Origin of the sequence: Nocardioides sp. (assembly GCF_041913365.1) — a bacterium.
Lineage (GTDB): Bacteria > Actinomycetota > Actinomycetes > Propionibacteriales > Nocardioidaceae > Nocardioides.
On record NZ_JAYSFM010000003.1, the window covers coordinates 207,528 to 227,873 of the forward strand.

Genomic DNA, 20,346 nt, shown 5'->3' on the forward strand with positions numbered 1-20,346 from the left:
CCCGACACGGCTCCAGTCCGGTCCACGGCAGCCCCTAGGCTGGACCGGTGCCGTCCCTCCACGAGCTCGTGCGAGCCCACACCGACCTCGTCGAGGACGACGTGGCGTGGCTCCAGCTCCTCATGGCGGACTGGCAGATCCTGGCCGACCTGTCCTTCGCCGACCTCGTGCTGTGGCTGCCCGACCGCGAGGGGAGGGGCTACTGGGCCGGTGGCCAGATGCGTCCCACGACCGGCCCCACGGCGCTGGTCGACGACGTGCTGGGCACCTTCATCCCGGCCGGGCGCCGCCGGATGCTCGACGAGGCCTTCGGGTCCGGGCGGCTGGTCCGCGAGGGTGACCCCGAGTGGCGCGACGCGGTGCCGGTGCGGGTGGAGGTCATCCCCGTCCGCCGGGCCGGCCGGGTGATCGCCACGATCGCCCGCAACACCAACCTCCTCGGCATCCGCACCCCCAGCCGGCTCGAGCTCAGCTACCTCCAGACCGCCGCAGAGCTGACCCAGATGATCGCCAACGGCCACTTCCCGCTCCCGGGCCAGCGCAGCGACCACGCCGACTCGCCCCGCGTGGGGGACGGCTTCGTCCGCCTCGACCCGGCCGGGAAGGTCGTCTACGCCAGCCCCAACGGACTGTCGGCCTACCGCCGGCTCGGCCTCCAGGGCGACCTCGCCGGGCTGGTGCTCACCGACCTGACCCGCGACCTGGTCCCCGCCCGCAAGCGCCCCGACGAGGAGACCCTCAGCGCGGTCCTCGGCGGCCGGGACGGCCGGGCCACCGAGGTCGGCACCGACGAGGTGACGCTGATCGTGCGCAGCATCCCGTTGCGGCCCCAGGGCGACCGCAGCGGCGCCCTGCTGCTGGTCCGCGACGTGAGCGAGCTGCGCCGGCGCGACCGGGAGCTGGTGACCAAGGACGTCACGATCCGCGAGATCCACCACCGGGTGAAGAACAACCTCCAGACCGTGGCGGCGCTGCTGCGCCTGCAGGCGCGTCGTACGCACGCAGAGGACGCCAAGGCGGCCCTCGAGGAGGCCGTGCGCCGCGTCGGCTCGATCGCGATCGTCCACGAGACGCTCAGCCACGCGGTCGAGGAGACCGTCGACTTCGACGAGATCGCCGACCGGCTCGGCTCGATGGTCGTCGACGTCAGCGGGGTGGAGGTGCCCGTGCGGGTGGTGCGCGAGGGCTCCTTCGGCAAGCTCCCCTCGGAGGCGGCCACGCCGCTGGCGATGGTGCTCACCGAGGTGCTGCAGAACGCCGTCGAGCACGGGTACGCCGACCTGCCGGAGGGTCCCGAGCAGCGCACCGGGCGCGTGGTGGTCACCGCGCGGCGGATCGTCGGCCGGCTGCATGTGGTCGTCGAGGACGACGGCCGCGGCCTGCCCGAGGACTTCGACGTCGACGCGTCGACCCAGCTCGGCCTCTCGATCGTGCGCACGCTCGTCGAGTCGGAGCTCGGCGGGGTGCTCGAGATCGGCCCGGGGGTGCGGGGGACCCGCGTCCAGGCCGACCTCCCGGTCGACTGAGGGCGGGGCCGGCTCAGGCGGTGCGGATGCGCGCGCGAGCGTTGCGACGCTTCAGTGCGCGGCGCTCGTCCTCGCTGAGGCCACCCCACACTCCGTGGTCCTGCCCGGCCTCCAGGGCCCAGGCAAGGCACTGTTCGCGTACCTCGCAGCGTCGGCACACCTGCTTGGCCTCCTCGATCTGGAGGATCGCGGGTCCGGTGTTGCCGATTGGGAAGAACAGCTCGGGGTCCTCGTCGAGGCATGCAGAGCGGCTGCGCCAATCCATGGGGTGGGGGTTCCCTCTTTCTCAAATCACAGGCAGTGGCTGTTGTCGGACATTCAGCTGGCCCGGGCGCCACGAAGTACACAACCTCAGAGGCGCAGCGACCAGACTGGCAAGACTTGAACGTTCACACAACCCCAAACGCTGGTCGTGTCCGTCACAACTACTGTTGTCCAGTGCCCGTTACGCCCTCGAACATTCCCCCCGGTCCCGGACGTGCCGTGCCGCCGCCGCTCGTGGTCGCCGCGTCGCTCGCCGGCCTCGAGGCCTTCGTGCTGGCCGGGCTCGCGGTGCTGGAGCTCGCCAACCTCAGCTCGATGCGGCTCACCATGGGCCTGACCACGACCGCGTTCTTCCTCGCGGCCGCGGCGGGTCTGGCGTGGTGCGCCTGGTCGCTGTGGCGCGTACGACGCTGGGCGAGGGGCCCGGTCGTGATGGCGCAGCTGATCCAGCTGGGGCTGGCCTGGAACCTGTGGGCAGGGTCGACCAAGCCCCTTTCGGCCGGCCTCGCCGTGGTGGCGCTGGTCGTGATCGCCGGCCTCGTGCACCCGGCGAGCACCGACGTGCTGGAGCACGAGGCCCGGACCTAGCCCTCAGTCCTGCTCGAGCGAGGTCCGCAGCTGCGCCAGCGTGCGGGTCAGCAGCCGGGAGACGTGCATCTGGGAGACGCCGATCTCCTCGGCGATCTGCGACTGGGTCATGTTCTTGAAGAAGCGCAGCAGCAGGATCCGCTTCTCCCGCTCGCCGAGCCCCTCGAGCAGCGGCTTGATCGACTCGCGGATCTCCACGTGCTCGATGTTGGTGTCCTCCACGCCGAGCGTGGCCAGCATCGCCGGCGGCCCGTCGTCGGAGTCGTCGGAGGCGTCGAGGGAGAGCGTGGCGTAGGCGTGGCTGGACTCGATGCCCTCCATGATCTCCTCGACGCTGCAGCCGATGACCTCGGCCAGCTCGCGGGGCGTGGGGGAGCGGCCCAGCTTCTGGGTGAGCTCGCCGGTCGCCCCGCCGATCTGCATCCGCAGCTCCTGCAGGCGCCGCGGCACCCGGATGGCCCAGCCCTTGTCGCGGAAGTGGCGCTTGATCTCGCCGATCACCGTGGGCGTGGCGTAGGTCGAGAACTCGACGCCCCGGTCGGTCTCGAAGCGGTCCACCGCCTTGATCAGGCCGATCGTCCCGACCTGGACCAGGTCCTCGAACGGCTCGCCCCGGTTGCGGAACCGGCGGGCGCAGTGCTCGACCAGCGACAGGTGCAGGTGCACCAGGTCGTCGCGTGCCACCGAGCGCTGCGCGTCGCTCGAGTCGTCGCCGCGCAGCACCGCGAACAGCTCGGAGCTGCGGGCGCGCACGTGATCCAGGCCGCTCGGCCCGTCCTCGGGCGCGCGGTCCACGGCGGCCCCCGCCGCCTCGTCCCCCGTGTGTGCGCTCATGTCAGCGCTCGGCACCTGTCGTTCCCGCAGCGACCTGCGACGTCACCGTGAACCGGACGCGGAAGCGCCCGTCCTCGGATCCCGCGGCAGCGTCCTGCGCCATCGTGTCCAACACCTGCCAGGCGAAGCTCTCGGTGTCGAGCTGTGGATCGTCCATCGCCTCGGTCTCCAACGTCACCGTCATCGAGCCGGGGCCGAAGTAGAAGCAGGCCACCAGGTCGGTGCCCGGATCGGCCTCCGGGATCGCGAGGGCCGTCGCCTCGCCGATGGCGATGCGCAGGTCCTCGATGTCGTCGATCGTGAAGTCCAGGCGCGCAGCCAGGCCGGCGGCGGTGGTGCGGACGACCGTGGCATAGGCACCCTCGGCCGGAAGTCGGAGCTCGACGTCGGCGCGGCCCCCGTGGTGTTCTGCCATCTGCGTCAACGTCTCCGTCCTCCGAGTGTGTGCTCGCCCACCCTAGGCCATCTCGTTCGGCCTCCGACCGCGTGCGCCGTCACCGGAACCAGGGGCAGACCTGGTCCCGCGTGCGCAGCGCGTGCCGGTGGACCGGGTCGCGCAGCAGCGGTGCGGACAGTCGTACGACGGTCTCCGCCGGCGGTGCCGCAGGCGCGGCTGCGTCGGTCGGCGGCAGCGCGACGACCACGCCGCACACGCCGTACTCCTGGTCCTCCACGGTGGTCGGGCCGAGCCGGGCGAGCATCCGCAGCGAGGCCGGGTTGTCCTTGAGGACCTCGGTCTCGATGCGCTCCACGCCCGCCGGGCGGTGCCGCATGAGGACCTCGAGCAGGGTCGTGGCGACGCCGCGGCCCTGCCACTCGTCCTTGACGGTGACCGCGAGGTCGGCGGCGTCCGGGACGTCCTCGTAGCGCACGATCCGCGCCAGCGCGACCGGGTCGTAGACGTCCGGCGACGTCTCGACGCACAGCACGAGGGCGACGTGGTCGACCCCGTCCACGTCGTCGACGAGGTGCTGGAGCATCGCGTCGCTCAGGTGCACCACGGGCGCGAGGAAACGTCGCCGCCGGGACTCGGGCGCGAGCGTCTCGAACTCGGCCACCAGCGCCGCCCGGTCCGTGCGCTGCAGCGGCACCACGAAGCCGTCCGTGCCGTCCGGCAGCCGCACCTGCTCGATCATCCGTGCTCCTCCCCGAACCCACCCGGGCAGGAGGATTCAAGCAGGCCGGTCCAGACGGGTGCGCCGTGTGCGTTGATGGGTCCGCCGGACGGGCGCAGAATCGAGTGTTCGGGAAGAGGTGGCCCCATGGGCGTAAATCGCCTGGTCAAGCGGCTGACGGTCTGCAAGCTCGTCGACCACAAGTGGCAGAAGCTGCCGTATCCGGTCGGTGCGGACGGCGAACGGGGCGGGGTGTACCTGCGGTGCCGCCGGTGCGGCAAGGAGGACCACCGGGCCGGCACCGTCGCCCGCGGGGGCGGTGCCCTGGCCTGATGGCAAAAACGACGACGGGCCCGGTCGCCACCCGCGTGGCGACCGGGCCCGTGCTGGTCCGATCTGGCGACCGAGCCTGAGGTTCAAGCACGGAGCGGCAAGCCGCTCAGAAGAAGACCTGAGAAGTCGCGGCTCCGCGGATGTCCGAATCTGGCGACCGAGCCTGAGGTTCAAGCACGGAGCAGCAAGCTGCTCAGAAGAAGTCCTGAGCAGTCGCGGCTCCGCCGCGCCTGCTCAGGCCTTCTTCGTCTCCCAGAAGATCTCGGCGATCTCGTCGATCTTGGCGAGCAGCTCGTCGGCCTTGGCCGCGTCGAGCTCGCCCTTGGTGCCGCTGGCGCCGGCCAGCTTGGTGGCCTCGTTGACGAGCGTGTGGAGCTGCGGGTACTTCTCGAAGTGCGGGGGCTTGAAGTAGTCGGTCCACAGCACCCACAGGTGGTGCTTGACCAGCTCCGAGCGCTGCTCCTTGATCAGGATGGCGCGGGTGCGGAAGTCGGGGTCGTCGTTGTCGGCGACCTTGGCGATGATCGCCTTGATGGACTCGGCCTCGATGCGTGCCTGGGCGGGGTCATAGACGCCGCAGGGCAGGTCGCAGTGGGCGGAGACCTCGACGGTCGGGGCGAGCAGGTGGCGAAGCATCGGGTTCCTCTCGATCGGGACGATGAGCGTCTGGCTGCGACACTACTCCGCGTGCAACGACGTCTGCAGCGGGGTCTCGCCCGGTGGGGTGGGGCCTCCGGGGCGCCCTTCGGGACCGCGGTCGTGCGGGGCCGCTCGATGCTCCCGACGCTGCGTGAGGGTGACCTGCTGCTCGTGCGCTACGGCGCCCGGCCCCGGCCCGGCGACCTCGTCGTCGCCCGGTTCGTGGACGGCACGCTGACGGTCAAGCGCGCCGAGGGCGAGCGGCGTACGAGCTCGGGCGGAACGGGGTGGTGGCTGCTCAGCGACAACCCCGGCGAGGGCGTGGACTCGCGCCACCGTGGCCCCGTCCCGGAGGCCGCGGTGCTCGGCGTCGTACGGCTGCGACTGTGGCCTTCCCCACGCATGGGACGGCGGCTTTCACCCCGCTGAGCTGTGCAAGGATCCCGAGCATGGCTTCGCTCCACCCGCACTCAGGCGATCCCGTGTTCGACCTGCACGTCGGCGGCAAGATGGAGACCGTCTCGACGGTCGCCCTCCACGGCCCCGACGAGCTCTCCCTCGCCTACACCCCGGGCGTAGCGCGCGTGTGCGAGGCCATCGCCGCCGACCCGACGCTGACCCAGCACTACACCTGGGTCCCCAACACCGTGGCAGTCGTCACCGACGGCACCGCCGTGCTCGGCCTCGGTGACATCGGTCCTGCCGCGGCAATGCCGGTGATGGAGGGCAAGGCGGTGCTGTTCAAGCAGTTCGGCGGCGTCGACGCGGTGCCGATCTGCCTCGACACCACCGACGTCGAGGAGATCATCGAGACGGTGGTGCGGCTCGCGCCGAGCTTCGGCGGCATCAACCTCGAGGACATCTCCGCCCCGCGGTGCTTCGAGATCGAGGCACGGCTCAAGGAACGGCTCGACATCCCCGTCTTCCACGACGACCAGCACGGCACCGCCGTGGTCGCGCTCGCGGCGCTGACCAACGCGCTGCGGCTGACCGGACGCGACGCCGCGACCGTGCGCGTGGTCGTCCAGGGCGCCGGTGCAGCCGGCGTCGCCGTCGCCCGCATCCTGCTGGAGGCCGGCGTCCGCGACATCGCCGTCCTCGACCGCCAGGGCGTGCTCAACTCCGAGCGCGCCGACCTCACCGAGGTCAAGGCCGCCCTCGCCCGCGACACCGCCGACCGGTTCGGCCGTCGGGGGAGCCTGGCCGACGCGATGGCAGGCGCCGACGTCTACATCGGGGTCTCCGGCGGGCAGGTGCCCGAGGAGATCGTCGCCTCGATGGCCGCCGACGCGATCATCTTCGGCCTTGCGAACCCCACGCCCGAGGTGCACCCCGACCTCGCCCACAAGTACGCCCGCGTCGTGGCCACCGGTCGCTCGGACTTCCCCAACCAGATCAACAACGTGCTCGCCTTCCCCGGCATCTTCCGCGGGGCCTTCGACGTGCACGCCACGGCGATCACCGAGGGCATGAAGGTCGCCGCGGCCACCGCGCTCGCCGAGCTCGTCGGCGACGACCTGCGCGAGGACCTCGTCATCCCGTCGCCCTTCGACCCCCGCGTCCCGGGGGCGGTCCGGTCCGCCGTCTCGGAGGCTGCGCGCCGCGACGGCGTCGCTCGCCGCTGACTACTCCAGCTTGGCGCCGGGCCGGACGCCGAGGCGCGTCGTGAGGCCGGCGAGGGCGGCGTCGAGGTCCTCGGCCACCACGACGTCGTCGAGGACCTCGCTGCGGATGAAGCCCGCGTCGACCAGGCCGCCGAGGGCGTCGAGGAGCGGGGTCCAGAGGCCGCCGAGGTCGAGGAAGCCGACCGGGTCGTCGTTGAATCCGATGTAGCGCCAGCTCCAGACCTCGATGACCTCCTCGAGGGTGCCGAGGCCGCCGGGCAGGCAGAGGAAGGCGTCCGCGAGGTCGGCCATCATCGCCTTGCGCTCGTGCATGGTCTCCACGACGCGCAGCTCGGTGAGGTCGTCGCGTCCCCACTCCCGCTCGATCATCGAGCGGGGGATCACCCCGATCACCTCGCCGCCGCCGTCGAGCGCACCCTGCGACACCTCGCGCATCAGCCCGTGCCCGCCGCCGCCGTAGACGAGCCCGATGCCCCGCTCGGCCAGGCCGCGCCCGACGTCGTACGCCATCCGCGGGAGGGCGGGGTCGACGCCCGGGCTGGAGGCGCAGAAGACGGCGACGCGGCGCAAGGTGGTGCTCACGGGACGGCAGTCTAGGAAGCCCGGGACCGAGGTTCCCGGGGTGACCGGGACAAGCGTCCCTGTCGTGCCTGCGCCGCCGAGCGGATCGTGGTCGGGATCCGGTGACCATCGGGGTCACCGCCGGTGCGCCGCGGGAGCACACCCACGGCGCGAGGAGGGAGAGGGCGATGAGGCCTCTGTTCAGCTCGGGTCGCTACGCGGCCGTCACCTCGACCGTGGCGCTGGTCGTCGCGCTCGGGGGCGGGACGGCGTACGCCGCCGGGCTCATCACGAGCAAGGACATCAAGGACGGTGGGGTGAAGCGGGTCGACCTCGCCTCGGGCGCCGTCGACTCGGCGAAGGTCGCCGACGGGACGCTGGCCGCGCGCGACTTCCGGGCCGGGCAGCTGCCGGCCGGTCCGCAGGGCCCGGCCGGCGCACGCGGCCCCGCCGGCCCGCAGGGGCCCGCCGGTCCGGCCGGCACGGGAGGGGAGCTCGAGCTCGTCTACGTGCGCACGGGTCCGCTGGGGGCGGACGTCGGCGTCACGGAGGTGTACCTCTTCTGCCCGGACGGCCTGTCCCCGACAGGGGGCGGGATCGCCTCGGGTGGCTCGACGACGGCGCTGGGGATGCACGGGTCGTTCCCGTTCGACGACAGCTGGGCCGGCCCTGACGGCGACGGCGACAACATCCCGGACAACGGGTGGGCGGTCGAGGTCAACAACGACGGCACGGCGGGCACGGTCTTCGCCGCCTACGCGGTGTGCGGCTCCGCGACGTACGTCGCCGACCAGTACGTCATCGTGACGCCGACGCAGACGACCTCGCGGACGACCTCCGAGGGCACTCGTATCGTCGCGCGACCGGGCCGGTGACGGGGGCGGCGGGCTGAGGCCCTAGAAGCCGATCGACGGCTCCGGCGCGACGAGGGTGCGCATCGCACGCGCGAGCTCGGCGTACGCGCCCCGGCGGTGCTCGGCGACGAGCCCGGCACGCAGCCGGCCGCCGATGCCGTGGCCGAGGTAGCCGGCGCCGAGGACGTCGATGTCGAGGGTGAGCTCGGCGGCGTCCTCGGTGCGGGTCGCCTTCCCGGAGCCGCCCGAGCAGGTGAGCCGCCAGCGTCCGGCGTTCCACGGGGCGTGGCGGTCCGCCACCTCGACCACGACGTCGCAGTCGTCCTCGTAGTGGCGCAGCGGCCAGGCGGCTTCGAGGTCGACGAGGCGGATCCACGTGCTGTCCCAGGTCTCGAGCGACCCGGCGCCGCGCGGGCCACCGACCCACCCGAGGATCGGGTCGTCGGCCCCGATGTTCTCCAGCTTGGTGGTGCCCATCAGGTCGAGGTCGACGACGCGGCGGGCGAGCGCCAGGCGAGCGGCCGGGCCGCCGCAGAACGTGCCGACGGTGACGGTGCCGGACGGACGCGCCTTGCTCCACTTGTGCTCGCGGCGCAGGCCGACGAACCCGACGTCCTCACCGTCGCGTCGGGCGAAGAGGATCCGCCGGCGCTCCTTGTCCCGCAGCTGCTCGGGCGGCTCGAGCGCCATCAGGGAGAAGAAGTCGGGCGTCCCGACGATCGTGCCCGGGAAGTCCGGTGCCGAGTCGAGCTGGCAGGCCCGCATCCTCTCGGTGACGCCCGGGTCGGACATCGACACCAGGTGGGTGGTGATGCCGGCGACCTCGTCCTCGAGGTGCGGCGCGGTGAAGGTCGTCCCGCGGCCGACCTCGACCTGGTGGGTCAGGACAGCGTTGCCGTATCCGAAGCGCCCGTAGATCGCGACCTCGCTGGCGTGGAGGGCGGACAGGGCGAGCCCCGCCTCGTGCGTGCGCGCGAGGTGGTCGGTCATCATCGAGGTGAGCACACCGCGCCGCCGCGCGTCGGGGTGCACGCCGACCCACGTGAGCCCGGCGATGGGCACGACGGCGCCGCCGGGCAGCGACATCTCCATCGGACGGACGCCGTAGATCCCGCTGTGCGTGTCGGTGGGGCCGCCCTCCACGTCGACCGCGAACCGCTGGTCCTCGGGGAGCCCGAGCCGCACGTGCTCGGCGTCGGAGTCGGTGACCTCGCCGAACCAGACGAGCTGGTCGGTGGCCAGGAACCTGTCGAAGTCCTCCGCGGGACGTACCTCGATGCTCACCCGATCAGCCAATCGTCCGTCGTGAGGACCCGCAACCGGATATCGACCCGCACTCGCTAGGGTCGCAGCATGTTCGCCGTCTACGCCGAGTCCTTCTCCTCCGACGACCCGCTGAGCGGCCTGGTGGTGGGGGAGCGTCCCGCTCCGGAGGCCCCCGACGGCTGGGCGACGGTGACCGTGAAGGCGGCCAGCCTCAACCACCACGACCTCTGGTCGCTGCGGGGCGTGGGCCTGCGCCAGGAGGCCCTGCCGATGATCCTGGGCTGCGACGCCGCCGGGGTCGACGAGGACGGCAGGGAGGTGGTCGTGCACGGCGTGATCGGCGACCCCGCGTGGACCGGTGACGAGGCGGACGACCCCGGTCGCTCGCTGCTCTCGGAGCGGCACCAGGGCACCTTCGCCGACCAGGTGGTCGTGCCGCGCCGCAACCTGGTGCCCAAGCCGGCGTCACTGTCGTTCGAGGAGGCGGCCTGCCTGCCCACCGCGTGGCTCACCGCCTACCGCATGCTCTTCACCCAGGGCGGCTGCAAGCCGGGCGAGACCGTGCTCGTGCAGGGAGCCGGCGGCGGCGTCGCCACCGCGTTGATCACCCTCGGCCGCGCCGCGGGCCTCACCGTGCTCGCCACCAGCCGAGACGAGGCCAAGCGCACCCGCGCCCTCGAGCTCGGCGCCCACGAGGTCTTCGAGTCCGGCGCCCGGCTGCCGGTCAAGGTCGACGCCGTCATGGAGACCGTCGGCAAGGCCACCTGGAGCCACTCGATCCGGTCGCTGCGCCCGGGCGGCCGCATCGTCATCAGCGGCACGACCTCGGGCCCCGACGTCGACGACGCCGGCCTCACCCGGGTCTTCTTCCTCCAGCTCTCGATCATCGGCTCGACGATGGGCACCCGGCAGGAGCTCGACCAGCTCGTCACCTTCCTCCACGCCACCGGCACCAGGCCGCTGATCGACCACACGCTCCCGATGGACCAGGCGCGCGACGGCTTCGCGGCGATGGCCGGGGGAGACGTCTTCGGCAAGATCGTGTTCACCCGGTGAGGCACGTCGTCACCGGCGCCGGCTCCGGCATCGGGCTCGCCCTCGCGCACCGGCTCGCCGACCGGGGCGACGACCTCGTTCTGCTGGCCCGCAACGAGTCCCGGGCGGCCGCGCTGCGCGACCTCTTCCCACGGGCGCAGGTGCTGGTCGCCGACCTCGCCGAGCCCGGCACCCTCAACGGACTCGGCCGCCAGGTCGACGGCGCCGTCGACACGCTGCTCCACGTCGCCGGGGTGGTCGACCTCGGCCGGGTGGAGCGGCTGCGGCTCGCCGAGTGGGAGGAGCAGATCACCGTGAACCTCACCGCGCCCGCCGTGCTGAGCCGCGAGCTCCTGCCGCACCTGCGCGCGAGCGGCGGCACGATCGTCTTCGTGAACTCCTCGGCCGGGCTCACCGCGAGCGCCGAGTGGTCGGCGTACGCCGCCTCGAAGTTCGGGCTGCGCGCCTTCGCCGACGCGCTGCGGGCCGAGGAGGTCGAGCACGGCGTCCGGGTCAGCACTGTCTACCCCAGCCGCACCGCGACCCCGATGCAGGAGAAGGTCCACGAGCAGGAGGGTCGGACGTACGACTCCTCGCGGTGGATCAGCCCGGAGACGGTCGTCGACACGATCCTGCACGTGGTCGACCTGCCCGCCGACGCGACGATCCCGGACGTCACCGTCCGCCCGGTGGTGCCGCGGCCCGGCACCTGACCGGGCCGCTCGTCACCGAGGTCACGGGGTCGGGTCCGGGAACGTCAGCCGGTCGTCGCGCGCGAGCTCGAGGAGCTGGGCGTCGGTGAAGCTGCGGGCCTGCGCCGCGGCGCCCTCACTGGCCGCGGGGATCTCCTCCAGCACCGAGACGAGGAAACCGTCGTCGGCCTCGAATACCACGAGGAAGCGCCAGCGGGCGCTGCCATCCGTGCCGAGCCGCTCCGAGATCTGCGTCGAGGTGCGCCCGTCCGCCACCGGCGACCACGCGCAGTCGGGGCAGCCGTACGCACTGCTCCCGGCCGGGTGGCCCACGAAGAGGCGGAAGAGGCCGCCGCCGCCCAGGTCGTACTCCGCCTGCCAGTCGGTCGCGGAGGCGAAGTCGGCGTCCGGCATCGGGCCGTTGTGGTCGGTGCTGCTCGGAAAGACGTCGCGCGGGGCGCCCAGCGCGGGGAGGTGCGCGGCGACGACGTCCATCAGCGTCTGGTCCACGTCGGTGCCCGCCACGAAGTCGGTCGCCGCAGGTGCGGGCTCCGGTGCGACGACGTCGTCGGACCGCGTCAGGCGAGGCGCGAGGACGCCTGCCGCCACCACGGCCGTCGCGAGGCCGGCGGCTCCCGCGAGGCGCAGTCGCGCACGTCGCCGGCGAGCTCCCCGCCCGAGCGCGAGGACCTCGCCGAGGTCGGGTCCGGTCGAGGCGTCGTCCGTGGCGCGGGAGTAGGCGCGCCGGAGGTCGGTGTCGGTGCTCATGAGGTCTTCCTCTCGGTGCTGACGGTCGCCTCGTCGGCCCGGAGGCGGGCGAGGGCGCGGTTGGTCTGGCTCTTGACGGTGCCCTCGGCCACGCCGAGCAACCCGGCGACCTCCGCGACCGACAGGTCCTCGAGGTAGCGGAGCGCCAGGACCGCTCGGTCGCGCGGAGGCAGGTCGGCGAGCGCGCCCATCAGGTCGACGCGCACGTCCAGGTCGACCTCGCGTGCCGCGGAGTCCTGGACCGAGTCCGACAGTGGTTCACGGGCCCGCTTCTGCGCTGACCGGATGCTGGTGGTGACGACCGTGCGGCGCGCGTAGGCGTCCACGGCCGCTGGGTCGATCCTCGGCCAGTGGAGGTAGAGCTTCACGAAGGCCGTCTGGGTCGCGTCCTCGGCGGCCGGCCAGCTGCCCAGGATGGCGTACGAGATGCTGAGCAGCCGTCGTCGGCGGGTCGCGAAGAACTCGCAGTAGGCCGATTCTCAGGCAGGCACGCGCATGCCGTCTCCAGACTCGTGTAGGCGTCGTCATGAGTAGAGATCCGCGAGACGGCCGGGAGGTTCCCTCCTCCCGCAGATCAACCCGACTCGAGCACGAACGCCCGGATCCGCCGGGTCTCGCCGATCCGCTCGCGGTAGCTGAGGTAGCCGGGGTAGAACTCCCCGGCCAGGGCGAAGATCTCCTCCGCCTCGACCGGCGTCGCGGGCCGCGCGGTCACCTCGCGGGAGGTGTTGCGGTAGGTGACCACGGCGTGCGGGTCGGCCTCCAGGTTGAGCGCCCACGCCGGCGTCGAGGCCTGGCCGAAGTTCGTGCCGAGCAGCGCCAGCGTGCCGGCGTACGGCGTCGCGATGAGGTGGCTCGTGCGCCGCTGCCCGGACTTGCGACCTGTCGTCGTCACGTCGAGCACGGCCAGCCCGGCCAGCAGCCCCGGCGCGCTCTGCCTCCCCTTGCTGAGCCGGCCGACGACGTCGTCGAGGTGGCGCAGGACGTGGGAGAACACCCAGCCGCCGGGTCGGGTGCCCGCGCCCCACCGGACCAGCCGGTGCAGCGGGTTGGCCGAGGTGTGGGAGTAGCCGAGGTCGTCCGCGAGGCCCATCGTCGTCACGCTCCTGCCGCGGGCTCGCGCGAGCGCCAGTTGAGCGCGCCGACCAGCAGCATCCGCAGCTGGGTGCGCGCCTGGGCCAGCGTCCGGGCCTCCGAGTCCGGGTCCTCCACGAGCCGCTCGGCCATCGTCACCACGAACGACACGATGAGGTCGGCGAGCAGGCCGATGTCGGTGCTGGAGTACTGCTGGGCGGCGCCGCTGCGGGCGATGTCGGTGGCGAGCTCACGGGTGATGAGCTCGATCTCGTGGCTGATGGCCTCGCGGACGCGCGGGGGACCGGCAGTCCGCTCACGGGCGATGAAGGCGTAGTGGGAGCGGTTCTCGCGCACGTGCTCGGCCACGATCGGCAGCGAGCCGTCGATGAAGTCGCGGTACTCCGGGGCGTGGCGCCACACGTCCATCAGCATCAGGCGCAGCGAGCGGAAGCTCTCGTCCACGAGCGCCAGCCCGAGGAGCTCCAGCGAGCCGAAGTGCCGGTAGAAGGCGGTGGGCACGACGCCGACCTGCTTGGCGACCTGGCGGAGGGAGATCGCGGCCAAGTTGGAGTCCGCGGCCAGCGCGAGGGCGGCGTCGAGGATCGCGCGGCGGGTGCGCTCCTTGCGCTCGGCGCGGGACTCGCCGTCCTCGGGCTCGGTGGACATGCCTCGAGCCTAGGGCACGCGTGGCCGACAGGGAGTGCACGAGTGTTCACGGAAAGTGCGCCGGATCACCCGTCGTGCCGTTGACGTCTGGTCGCGACGCCGGGATAGTTGAGTGAACAGACGTTCACTCAAGAACGGAGGCCAGGATGATCGTCCTGGACAGGATCGTCCGCTCGCGCACCATGGCGGCGCTCGCCTCGCCCCACGGTGTCGACCACTACCTCTCCCGGGTCAACCCGATGTGGGCGGCGCACGAGGTGCGCGCCCGCGTCGTCGACGTGCACCGCGAGACCCACACGGCCGGCGCCCCCGTCGCCACCCTCACGCTCCAGCCCACCTCGACGTGGCGCGGCCACCGTGCCGGCCAGTACGTCCAGGTCGGCCTCGACCTGCCGGGCTCCGCGCGTCGGATGACCCGGTGCTTCTCGATCTCCTCCGCCGCCTCGGGGGCGGGGGAGGAGATCACCCTGACCGTCCGCTCCCACGCGGAGGGGCAGGTCAGCAAGTACCTCGTCGACGCGCAGCCCGGCCAGGTGCTCCACCTCTCGCAGGCGCAGGGGGAGTTCACGCTGCCAGTCAGCCCCGCCACGCCCGGCATCGACCCGCTGCTCTTCATCACGGGCGGCTCGGGCATCACCCCCGCCATGTCGATGGTGCGCACCCTGCTCCGCGACGGGTACGACGGCCGCGCCGGCCGGCCGGTGACGTTCCTCCACTACGCCCGCTCGCCCGAGGACCAGATCTACGCCGCCGAGCTCGCCAGGATCGCGGCGGACGACAACGACGTGACGGTGCACCTGCGCCACGGCGACGCCGTCTTCCACGAGCTGGAGCTCCGTCGCCTGGTGCCCGGCTTCCGTGACACCGACACCTGGGCCTGCGGACCCGCCGGGATGATCGACCTGGTGCGGACGGCGTACGCCGACAGCCCCCGGTTGCGGCTCGAGCTCTTCAAGCCGCCGAGCACCGCGACCGGCAGCGCCCAGGGCGACCTCACCTTCGCCGGCAGCGACCGGCAGGTCGCCAACAGCGGCGCCTCGATCCTCGAGCAGGCCGAGGAGCTCGGCCTCACGCCCGAGTTCGGCTGCCGCATGGGCATCTGCTTCTCCTGCACCACCCGCAAGCCCGAGGGCACCGTCCGCAACGTGCTCTCCGGCGTCGAGTCCTCGCTCCCCGACGAGGACATCCAGATCTGCGTCTCCGCCCCCGTCGGCGACTGCGTCGTCGACCTGTGAAAGGACACCATGACCACCACGAACCAGAAGCTCACCCCTGACCAGCTCGAGGCCTTCGGCCGGGAGATGGACGACCTCCGCCAGCGGATCCTGGCCGACCTCGGCGAGGACGACGCGGCGTACATCCGCGGCATCGTCAAGCGCCAGCAGCAGATGGAGGTCCTCGGTCGCGCGCTGTTCTACCTCCCTCCGGCCTGGCCGCTGGCCGTCGCCGCGCTCTCGGTCTCCAAGATCCTGGAGAACATGGAGATCGGCCACAACGTGATGCACGGGCAGTACGACTGGATGGGGGACCCGCACCTCAACTCGCGCATCTACGAGTGGGACAACGTCTGCCCGAGCGAGCAGTGGAAGTACTCCCACAACTACGTCCACCACACCTTCACCAACATCCTCGGCAAGGACCGCGACATCGGCTACGGCATCCTCCGCATGGACGAAGACCAGAAGTGGCACCCCTACTACCTCGGCAACCCGCTGTACGCCCTCCTCCTGATGGTCTTCTTCGAGTGGGGTGTGGCCATGCACGACCTCGAGGTCGAGAACATCGTCGCGGGCCGGCGCAAGCTGGAGGAGAACAAGGCCCTCCACGCCGGCATCATGCGCAAGGTGCGCCGCCAGGCGCTCAAGGACTACCTGCTGTTCCCCGCGCTCACCGGTCCGCTGTTCCCGCTGACCTTCGTCGGCAACGCGACCGCCAACCTGGTGCGCAACGTCTGGGCCTTCAACATCATCTTCTGCGGCCACTTCCCGGCCGGCGCCGAGACGTTCACCCAGGACGAGTGCGAGGACGAGACCCGCGGCCACTGGTACTACCGGCAGGTCCTCGGCTCGGCCAACATCACCGGCGGCCGGCTGTTCCACATCATGTCGGGCAACCTGAGCCACCAGATCGAGCACCACCTCTTCCCGGACCTGCCAGCGCGGCGCTACCCCGAGATCGCGCCCGAGGTGCGCGCGATCTGCGAGCGCTACGGCATCGCGTACACGACCGGTCCGCTGCGCAAGCAGCTCGCCAGCGTCGCCAGGAAGATCTGCCGTCTCGCGCTCCCGGACCGCACGACCACGCAGCCCGACGAGCCGACAGCGGCGCAGCCGGTCGCGGCCTAGTCCTCCGGGTCGTCGAGGCGCGCCAACCAGGTGGCCAGCCGCTCGATCGGCACCTCGAAGTCGGGGTGGGCGTCGACGAAGGCCTGGAGCTGCTCGGCGAGCCAGGCCAGGGTGACCTCCTCGTCACCCCGGCGCTTCTCGAGCTCCTCGATGCCCCGGTCCGTGAAGTACAAGCGCGGACCTCAGTAGTCGTTGCCGGCGGCGTGCGGCGAGGCGAACGCCGCGTCGAGGAGCGTCTTCTGCTCCTCGGTGTGGCGCTTGACCGTGCCGACCGACGGGGACGCGGAGGACGGACGGGTGATCGGCTCGACCACCTGGTCCAGCTGCGGCCACACGTTGAGCTGGTAGTGCGGCCACGGGCCCATGTTGCGCGGCTCGTCCTGCACCCAGCGGATCGCCTTGAGGTTGGGGTACTTGGCGACCTCGGCCTTGATGTCCTCGATCGGGTTCGGGTAGAGCCGCTCGACGCGACCGATGGCGAACTTCGCGCCGTCCTCGCGCTTCGAGCGCTCGACCATCAGGTCCCACGTCACGCGGCCCGAGCACATGATCAGCGTCTCGACCTGCGCGGGGTCCGCGGCGTCGTCGCCGATGAAGGCGCGGAACGTCGTGTCGGCCACGAAGTCGGCCGGCTGCGAGGCCGCCTCCTTGCGCTTGAGCATCGACTTCGGGGTGAAGACGATGAGCGGACGGTGCTCCTCGCCGAGCGAGTGGCGACGCAGCAGGTGGAAGTACGACGCGGGGGTCGAAGGCTGGGCCACGACCATCGCGTCCTCGGCGCACATCGTCAGGAACCGCTCGATGCGGGCCGAGCTGTGGTCGGGGCCCTGCCCCTCGTAGCCGTGGGGGAGCAGCAGCACGACGCCGGACTGCTGGCGCCACTTGGTCTGGCCGGCGGAGATGAACTCGTCGATGACGGTCTGCGCGCCGTTGACGAAGTCACCGAACTGCGCCTCCCAGAGGACGAGCGCCTCGGGCCGCGCCACGGAGTAGCCGTACTCGAAGCCGAGGGCGGCGTACTCCGAGAGGAGTGAGTCGTAGACGTGGAACTTGGCCTGGTCCTCGGTGAGGTTGGTCAGCGGCGTCCACTCGTCGGCGTTGGTGCGGTCGATGATCGTCGCGAAGCGCTGCACGAACGTGCCGCGCCGCGAGTCCTGACCGGCCAGGCGCACCGGGCGGCCGTCCATCAGCAGCGAGCCGAAGGCCAGGATCTCGCCGGTGCCCCAGTCGATCGGGCCCTCGGTGATCGCGGCCGAGCGGCGCTGCAGCTGCGGCATCACCTTCGGGTGGACGGTGAAGCCGTCCGGCGGCGTGACGTAGCTGTCGGCGATCCGCTTGAGGACCTCCGGGGTCACCGCGGTGGAGAACTCGCCGGCCGGCTTGTCGGGGTAGTCCGGGACGGTGGTCCACTCGGTGGGCGCCTCGGAGCTGGCCTCGCGCACCTCGGTGAAGACGCGCTCCAGCTGCTGCTGGTAGTCCTTGAGGACCTGCTCGGCCTCCTCGATCGTGATGTCGCCACGACCGATGAGGGACTCGGTGTAGAGCTTGCGCACCGAGCGCTTCTGCTCGATCAGGTCGTACATCAGCGGCTGCGTGTACGACGGGTCGTCGCCCTCGTTGTGGCCGCGGCGGCGGTAGCAGACGAGGTCGATGACGACGTCCTTGTTGAACGCCTGGCGGTAGTCGAAGGCGAGCCGGGCGACGCGGATGCACGCCTCCGGGTCGTCGCCGTTGACGTGGAAGATCGGCGCCTGCACCATCCGCGCCACGTCGGTGGCGTAGAGCGAGGAGCGCGACGAGCCGGGTGCGGTGGTGAAGCCCACCTGGTTGTTGATCACCACGTGCACGGTGCCGCCGGTGCGGTAGCCGCGCAGCTGCGAGAGGTTGAGCGTCTCGGCGACCACGCCCTGGCCCGCGAACGCCGCGTCACCGTGGACGAGCAGCGGGAGGACCGGGAAGTTCTCGCCCTGGTCGAGGATGTCCTGCTTGGCGCGGGCGATGCCCTCGAGCACCGGGTTGACCGCCTCGAGGTGGGACGGGTTCGCCGCCACGGACACCTTGATCTTGTCGCCCGACCCCGCCACGAACTCGCCCTCGGCGCCGAGGTGGTACTTCACGTCGCCGGAGCCCTGGACGGTGCGCGGGTCGATGTTGCCCTCGAACTCGCGGAAGATCTGGCTGTACTTCTTGCCGACGATGTTGGCCAGCATGTTGAGGCGACCGCGGTGCGCCATGCCGATGGTGACCTCGTCGAGGCCCGCCTCGGCGGCGGCCTCGCAGATCTCGTCGACCAGCGGGATGGTGGTCTCGCCGCCCTCGAGGCTGAAGCGCTTCTGGCCGACGAACTTGGTCTGCAGGAACGTCTCGAAGGCCTCGGCCTGGTTGAGCTTGAGCAGGATCCGCAGCTGCTCCTCGCGGGGCGGCTTCACGTGCGGCTGCTCGACGCGCTCCTGGATCCACTTGCGCTGGTCGGGATCCATGATGTGCATGTACTCGATGCCGGTGGTGCGGCAGTAGGAGTCACGCAGGATGCCGAGGATGTTGCGCAGCTTCATGAAGCGCCGGCCCTCGCCGCCGAACGAGCCGGTGGCGAACTCGCGGTCGAGGTCCCACAGGGTGAGGCCGTGCGACTCCACCTCGAGGTCGGGGTGGCTGCGCTGGCGGTACTCCAGCGGGTCGGTGTCGGCCATCAGGTGGCCGCGGACCCGGTAGGCGTGGATCAGCTCGAGGATGCGCGCCTGCTTGACGATGTCGTCGTCGTGGCTGGCGACGATGTCGCGGGCCCAGCGGATCGGCTCGTAGGGGATGCGCAGCGAGCGGAAGATCTCGTCGAAGAAGTCGCCCTCGCCGAGCAGCAGGCTGTGCACGCGCTTGAGGAACTCACCCGACTGCGCGCCCTGGATCACCCGGTGGTCGTACGTCGAGGTCAGCGTCATCGCCTTGCTGATGGCGTTGCGGTTGATGGCCTCCTCGGAGGCGCCCTGCCACTCCGGCGGGTACTCCATCGCGCCGACGCCGATGATCGCGCCCTGCCCGGCCATCAGGCGGGGGACCGAGTGGACGGTGCCGATGCCGCCGGGGTTGGTCAGCGACATCGTGGTGCCCTGGAAGTCGGCGACGGTCAGCTTGCCGTCGCGCGCCTTGCGGACCATCTCCTCGTACGCCGTCCAGAAGGCGGCGAAGTCCATCGTCTCGGCGCCCTTGATGTTGGGGACGAGCAGCTGGCGGGTGCCGTCGGACTTCTGCATGTCGATCGCCAGGCCGAGGTTGATGTGGGCCGGGGTGATCAGGTTGGGCTTGCCGTCGACGACCTCGTAGCCGACGTTCATCTCCGGCATCGACTTCAGCGCCTTCACCAGCGCGTAGCCGATGATGTGGGTGAAGGAGACCTTGCCGCCGCGGGCGCGGGCGAGGTGGTTGTTGATGACGGTCCGGTTGTCCCAGAGCAGCTTGACCGGGACAGAGCGCACCGAGGTGGCGGTCGGCACCGACAGCGAGGCGTCCATGTTGGCGGCGGTGCGCGCCGGGGCGCCGCGCAGGACGGTGTAGGTCGGCTCGTCGCTGGCCTGGCTCGGCGCGGCCGGCTTGGACTCCTTGGCGACCGGGGTGCTGGTGCCCTTCGCGGGCTCGTCGGCCGGGGCCGCCGGGCGCGGCGTCGACTTCACGGCGGGCTTCTCGGCGGGCTTGTCGGCGGACTTCTCAGCGGACTTCGCCGCGGGAGCAGCAGGTGCGGCGGGCGCCTTGGCGGGCGGGGCCTGGGTGGTGGTCGCGGCCTTCGGTGCGGCGGCGCGGGCCGGGGAAGCGGCGGACGCAGGCGCGTCAGCGGCGGCCGGAGCCGTCCCGTTGCCGAAGTACGCCGCCCACTCGGGCCCCACGCTCGCGGGGTCCTTGTCGTACTGCTCCTTCATCTCCTCCACGAGCCACTCGTTGGCTCCCAGGTCAGATGACGGTGCAACCGAGGTCTGGTTGCCGGACTGCCCGTTCGGGGACTGCGCCACGCTTGTTTCGCCTCTTCCAGGATCATCGCGCAAGGGTTGGACACTGTGCCGGTCCAATGTCGCCTTCAAGGCTAGTCGCACACGCACGCAAATGCAGGGGCGGGCCCGTCCTTTGAGGCATGGTGTCGACCACACCCGATCCGTACCTCCGGGTAACCGG

22 protein-coding genes and 1 pseudogene are annotated in these 20,346 nt (G+C 71.5%); 10 read left to right on the top strand and 13 right to left on the bottom strand.

All coding sequences use genetic code 11. The features are described 5' to 3' along the window. Nucleotides 1-47 precede the first annotated feature (47 nt). Entirely contained in the window at nucleotides 48-1,526 is a 1,479-nt protein-coding gene (locus ACE3QY_RS09365) for a sensor histidine kinase (protein ID WP_374455743.1), read from the top strand. Nucleotides 1,527-1,539: 13 nt separating this feature from the next. Here ACE3QY_RS09365 and ACE3QY_RS09370 read toward each other — a convergent pair whose 3' ends face one another. Then, nucleotides 1,540-1,791 (bottom strand): WhiB family transcriptional regulator, encoded by a 252-nt coding sequence (locus ACE3QY_RS09370; protein ID WP_056601527.1) that lies wholly within the window; start codon nucleotides 1,789-1,791, stop codon nucleotides 1,540-1,542. Between the two features lie 218 nt (nucleotides 1,792-2,009). On the opposite strand from ACE3QY_RS09370, the gene ACE3QY_RS09375 reads away from it, so the two are divergent. Then, nucleotides 2,010-2,378: a hypothetical protein gene (locus ACE3QY_RS09375; RefSeq protein WP_374455744.1), complete on the top strand. Its 369-nt coding sequence runs from the start codon at nucleotides 2,010-2,012 to the stop codon at nucleotides 2,376-2,378. Nucleotides 2,379-2,381: 3 nt separating this feature from the next. On the opposite strand, the gene ACE3QY_RS09380 is transcribed toward ACE3QY_RS09375, so the two are convergent. From ACE3QY_RS09380 to ACE3QY_RS09390, 3 genes are all read right to left on the bottom strand, one after another. After that, nucleotides 2,382-3,212, bottom strand: a complete 831-nt coding sequence (locus ACE3QY_RS09380) for an RNA polymerase sigma factor SigF (protein WP_374455745.1) — start codon at nucleotides 3,210-3,212, stop codon at nucleotides 2,382-2,384. Between the two features lies 1 nt (nucleotide 3,213). Next, the gene (locus ACE3QY_RS09385) at nucleotides 3,214-3,627 is read right to left on the bottom strand and encodes an anti-sigma factor (protein ID WP_374455746.1); all 414 of its coding nucleotides are present in this window, start codon (nucleotides 3,625-3,627) and stop codon (nucleotides 3,214-3,216) included. A 79-nt stretch (nucleotides 3,628-3,706) separates the two neighbouring features. Beyond that, a complete protein-coding gene (locus tag ACE3QY_RS09390) occupies nucleotides 3,707-4,348 on the bottom strand; it encodes a GNAT family N-acetyltransferase (RefSeq protein WP_374455747.1) in 642 nt (213 codons plus the stop codon). A gap of 126 nt (nucleotides 4,349-4,474) precedes the next feature. Between ACE3QY_RS09390 and ACE3QY_RS09395 the strand changes: the two genes are divergently transcribed. Then, entirely contained in the window at nucleotides 4,475-4,660 is a 186-nt protein-coding gene (locus ACE3QY_RS09395; protein ID WP_374455748.1) for a hypothetical protein, read from the top strand. A gap of 234 nt (nucleotides 4,661-4,894) precedes the next feature. On the opposite strand, the gene sodN is transcribed toward ACE3QY_RS09395, so the two are convergent. Beyond that, nucleotides 4,895-5,296 (bottom strand): superoxide dismutase, Ni, encoded by a 402-nt coding sequence (sodN, locus tag ACE3QY_RS09400; RefSeq protein WP_056601510.1) that lies wholly within the window; start codon nucleotides 5,294-5,296, stop codon nucleotides 4,895-4,897. A 51-nt stretch (nucleotides 5,297-5,347) separates the two neighbouring features. On the opposite strand from sodN, the gene ACE3QY_RS09405 reads away from it, so the two are divergent. Next, nucleotides 5,348-5,728 (top strand): S24/S26 family peptidase, encoded by a 381-nt coding sequence (locus tag ACE3QY_RS09405; protein WP_374455749.1) that lies wholly within the window; start codon nucleotides 5,348-5,350, stop codon nucleotides 5,726-5,728. A gap of 20 nt (nucleotides 5,729-5,748) precedes the next feature. Then, a complete protein-coding gene (locus ACE3QY_RS09410; protein WP_374455750.1) occupies nucleotides 5,749-6,924 on the top strand; it encodes an NADP-dependent malic enzyme in 1,176 nt (391 codons plus the stop codon). Here ACE3QY_RS09410 and ACE3QY_RS09415 read toward each other — a convergent pair whose 3' ends face one another. Further along, on the bottom strand, nucleotides 6,925-7,506 hold the full coding sequence (locus ACE3QY_RS09415) for a TIGR00730 family Rossman fold protein (RefSeq protein WP_374455751.1): 582 nt from the start codon (nucleotides 7,504-7,506) through the stop codon (nucleotides 6,925-6,927). A 167-nt stretch (nucleotides 7,507-7,673) separates the two neighbouring features. Here ACE3QY_RS09415 and ACE3QY_RS09420 point away from each other — a divergent pair, with 167 nt between their 5' ends. After that, entirely contained in the window at nucleotides 7,674-8,360 is a 687-nt protein-coding gene (locus ACE3QY_RS09420; RefSeq protein ID WP_374455752.1) for a hypothetical protein, read from the top strand. 21 nt (nucleotides 8,361-8,381) lie between these two features. Here the strand turns inward: ACE3QY_RS09420 and ACE3QY_RS09425 are convergent, their stop codons facing one another. Beyond that, entirely contained in the window at nucleotides 8,382-9,623 is a 1,242-nt protein-coding gene (locus ACE3QY_RS09425) for a GNAT family N-acetyltransferase (RefSeq protein WP_374455753.1), read from the bottom strand. Between the two features lie 69 nt (nucleotides 9,624-9,692). Here ACE3QY_RS09425 and ACE3QY_RS09430 point away from each other — a divergent pair, with 69 nt between their 5' ends. Beyond that, on the top strand, nucleotides 9,693-10,661 hold the full coding sequence (locus ACE3QY_RS09430; protein ID WP_374455754.1) for a zinc-binding dehydrogenase: 969 nt from the start codon (nucleotides 9,693-9,695) through the stop codon (nucleotides 10,659-10,661). Continuing rightward, on the top strand, nucleotides 10,658-11,353 hold the full coding sequence (locus tag ACE3QY_RS09435) for an SDR family oxidoreductase (protein ID WP_374455755.1): 696 nt from the start codon (nucleotides 10,658-10,660) through the stop codon (nucleotides 11,351-11,353). Before ACE3QY_RS09430 ends, ACE3QY_RS09435 begins: the two co-directional genes overlap by 4 nt. Before the next feature lie 21 nt (nucleotides 11,354-11,374). Here ACE3QY_RS09435 and ACE3QY_RS09440 read toward each other — a convergent pair whose 3' ends face one another. The 4 genes and pseudogenes from ACE3QY_RS09440 to ACE3QY_RS09455 form a co-directional block, all read right to left on the bottom strand. Continuing rightward, nucleotides 11,375-12,100: a hypothetical protein gene (locus ACE3QY_RS09440; RefSeq protein WP_374455756.1), complete on the bottom strand. Its 726-nt coding sequence runs from the start codon at nucleotides 12,098-12,100 to the stop codon at nucleotides 11,375-11,377. After that, nucleotides 12,097-12,555 (bottom strand): annotated as a pseudogene (locus ACE3QY_RS09445) (sigma-70 family RNA polymerase sigma factor); the annotation flags it as partial. The pseudogene ACE3QY_RS09445 and the gene ACE3QY_RS09440, both read right to left, overlap by 4 nt. A gap of 119 nt (nucleotides 12,556-12,674) precedes the next feature. Next, on the bottom strand, nucleotides 12,675-13,193 hold the full coding sequence (locus ACE3QY_RS09450; protein WP_374455757.1) for a nitroreductase family deazaflavin-dependent oxidoreductase: 519 nt from the start codon (nucleotides 13,191-13,193) through the stop codon (nucleotides 12,675-12,677). A 5-nt stretch (nucleotides 13,194-13,198) separates the two neighbouring features. Beyond that, nucleotides 13,199-13,843, bottom strand: coding sequence for a TetR family transcriptional regulator (locus tag ACE3QY_RS09455; RefSeq protein ID WP_374455758.1), 645 nt, complete (start codon nucleotides 13,841-13,843; stop codon nucleotides 13,199-13,201). A gap of 146 nt (nucleotides 13,844-13,989) precedes the next feature. On the opposite strand from ACE3QY_RS09455, the gene ACE3QY_RS09460 reads away from it, so the two are divergent. Then, nucleotides 13,990-15,078, top strand: a complete 1,089-nt coding sequence (locus ACE3QY_RS09460; protein ID WP_374455759.1) for a ferredoxin reductase — start codon at nucleotides 13,990-13,992, stop codon at nucleotides 15,076-15,078. Between the two features lie 9 nt (nucleotides 15,079-15,087). Next, complete coding sequence (locus ACE3QY_RS09465; protein ID WP_374455760.1) at nucleotides 15,088-16,188, top strand: fatty acid desaturase; 1,101 nt, start codon at nucleotides 15,088-15,090, stop codon at nucleotides 16,186-16,188. Here the strand turns inward: ACE3QY_RS09465 and ACE3QY_RS09470 are convergent. Together ACE3QY_RS09470 and ACE3QY_RS09475 are read right to left on the bottom strand one after the other, a co-directional pair. Continuing rightward, complete coding sequence (locus ACE3QY_RS09470; RefSeq protein WP_129453612.1) at nucleotides 16,185-16,361, bottom strand: DUF6104 family protein; 177 nt, start codon at nucleotides 16,359-16,361, stop codon at nucleotides 16,185-16,187. The genes ACE3QY_RS09465 and ACE3QY_RS09470 overlap by 4 nt on opposite strands. A gap of 9 nt (nucleotides 16,362-16,370) precedes the next feature. Further along, nucleotides 16,371-20,186, bottom strand: a complete 3,816-nt coding sequence (locus ACE3QY_RS09475) for a multifunctional oxoglutarate decarboxylase/oxoglutarate dehydrogenase thiamine pyrophosphate-binding subunit/dihydrolipoyllysine-residue succinyltransferase subunit (protein ID WP_374455761.1) — start codon at nucleotides 20,184-20,186, stop codon at nucleotides 16,371-16,373. Nucleotides 20,187-20,346: the final 160 nt, after the last annotated feature.

Excerpts from the sequence above, each read along its gene's own strand:
- ACE3QY_RS09370 (WP_056601527.1), bottom strand. The coding sequence starts at position 1,791 with ATGGATTGGCGCAGCCGCTCTGCATGCCTCGACGAGGACCCCGAGCTG.
- ACE3QY_RS09380 (WP_374455745.1), bottom strand. The coding sequence starts at position 3,212 with ATGAGCGCACACACGGGGGACGAGGCGGCGGGGGCCGCCGTGGACCGC.
- ACE3QY_RS09385 (WP_374455746.1), bottom strand. The coding sequence starts at position 3,627 with ATGGCAGAACACCACGGGGGCCGCGCCGACGTCGAGCTCCGACTTCCG.
- ACE3QY_RS09390 (WP_374455747.1), bottom strand. The coding sequence starts at position 4,348 with ATGATCGAGCAGGTGCGGCTGCCGGACGGCACGGACGGCTTCGTGGTG.
- ACE3QY_RS09395 (WP_374455748.1), top strand. The coding sequence starts at position 4,475 with ATGGGCGTAAATCGCCTGGTCAAGCGGCTGACGGTCTGCAAGCTCGTC.
- sodN (WP_056601510.1), bottom strand. The coding sequence starts at position 5,296 with ATGCTTCGCCACCTGCTCGCCCCGACCGTCGAGGTCTCCGCCCACTGC.
- ACE3QY_RS09410 (WP_374455750.1), top strand. The coding sequence starts at position 5,749 with ATGGCTTCGCTCCACCCGCACTCAGGCGATCCCGTGTTCGACCTGCAC.
- ACE3QY_RS09420 (WP_374455752.1), top strand. The coding sequence starts at position 7,674 with ATGAGGCCTCTGTTCAGCTCGGGTCGCTACGCGGCCGTCACCTCGACC.
- ACE3QY_RS09430 (WP_374455754.1), top strand. The coding sequence starts at position 9,693 with ATGTTCGCCGTCTACGCCGAGTCCTTCTCCTCCGACGACCCGCTGAGC.
- ACE3QY_RS09440 (WP_374455756.1), bottom strand. The coding sequence starts at position 12,100 with ATGAGCACCGACACCGACCTCCGGCGCGCCTACTCCCGCGCCACGGAC.
- ACE3QY_RS09450 (WP_374455757.1), bottom strand. The coding sequence starts at position 13,193 with ATGGGCCTCGCGGACGACCTCGGCTACTCCCACACCTCGGCCAACCCG.
- ACE3QY_RS09455 (WP_374455758.1), bottom strand. The coding sequence starts at position 13,843 with ATGTCCACCGAGCCCGAGGACGGCGAGTCCCGCGCCGAGCGCAAGGAG.
- ACE3QY_RS09460 (WP_374455759.1), top strand. The coding sequence starts at position 13,990 with ATGATCGTCCTGGACAGGATCGTCCGCTCGCGCACCATGGCGGCGCTC.
- ACE3QY_RS09465 (WP_374455760.1), top strand. The coding sequence starts at position 15,088 with ATGACCACCACGAACCAGAAGCTCACCCCTGACCAGCTCGAGGCCTTC.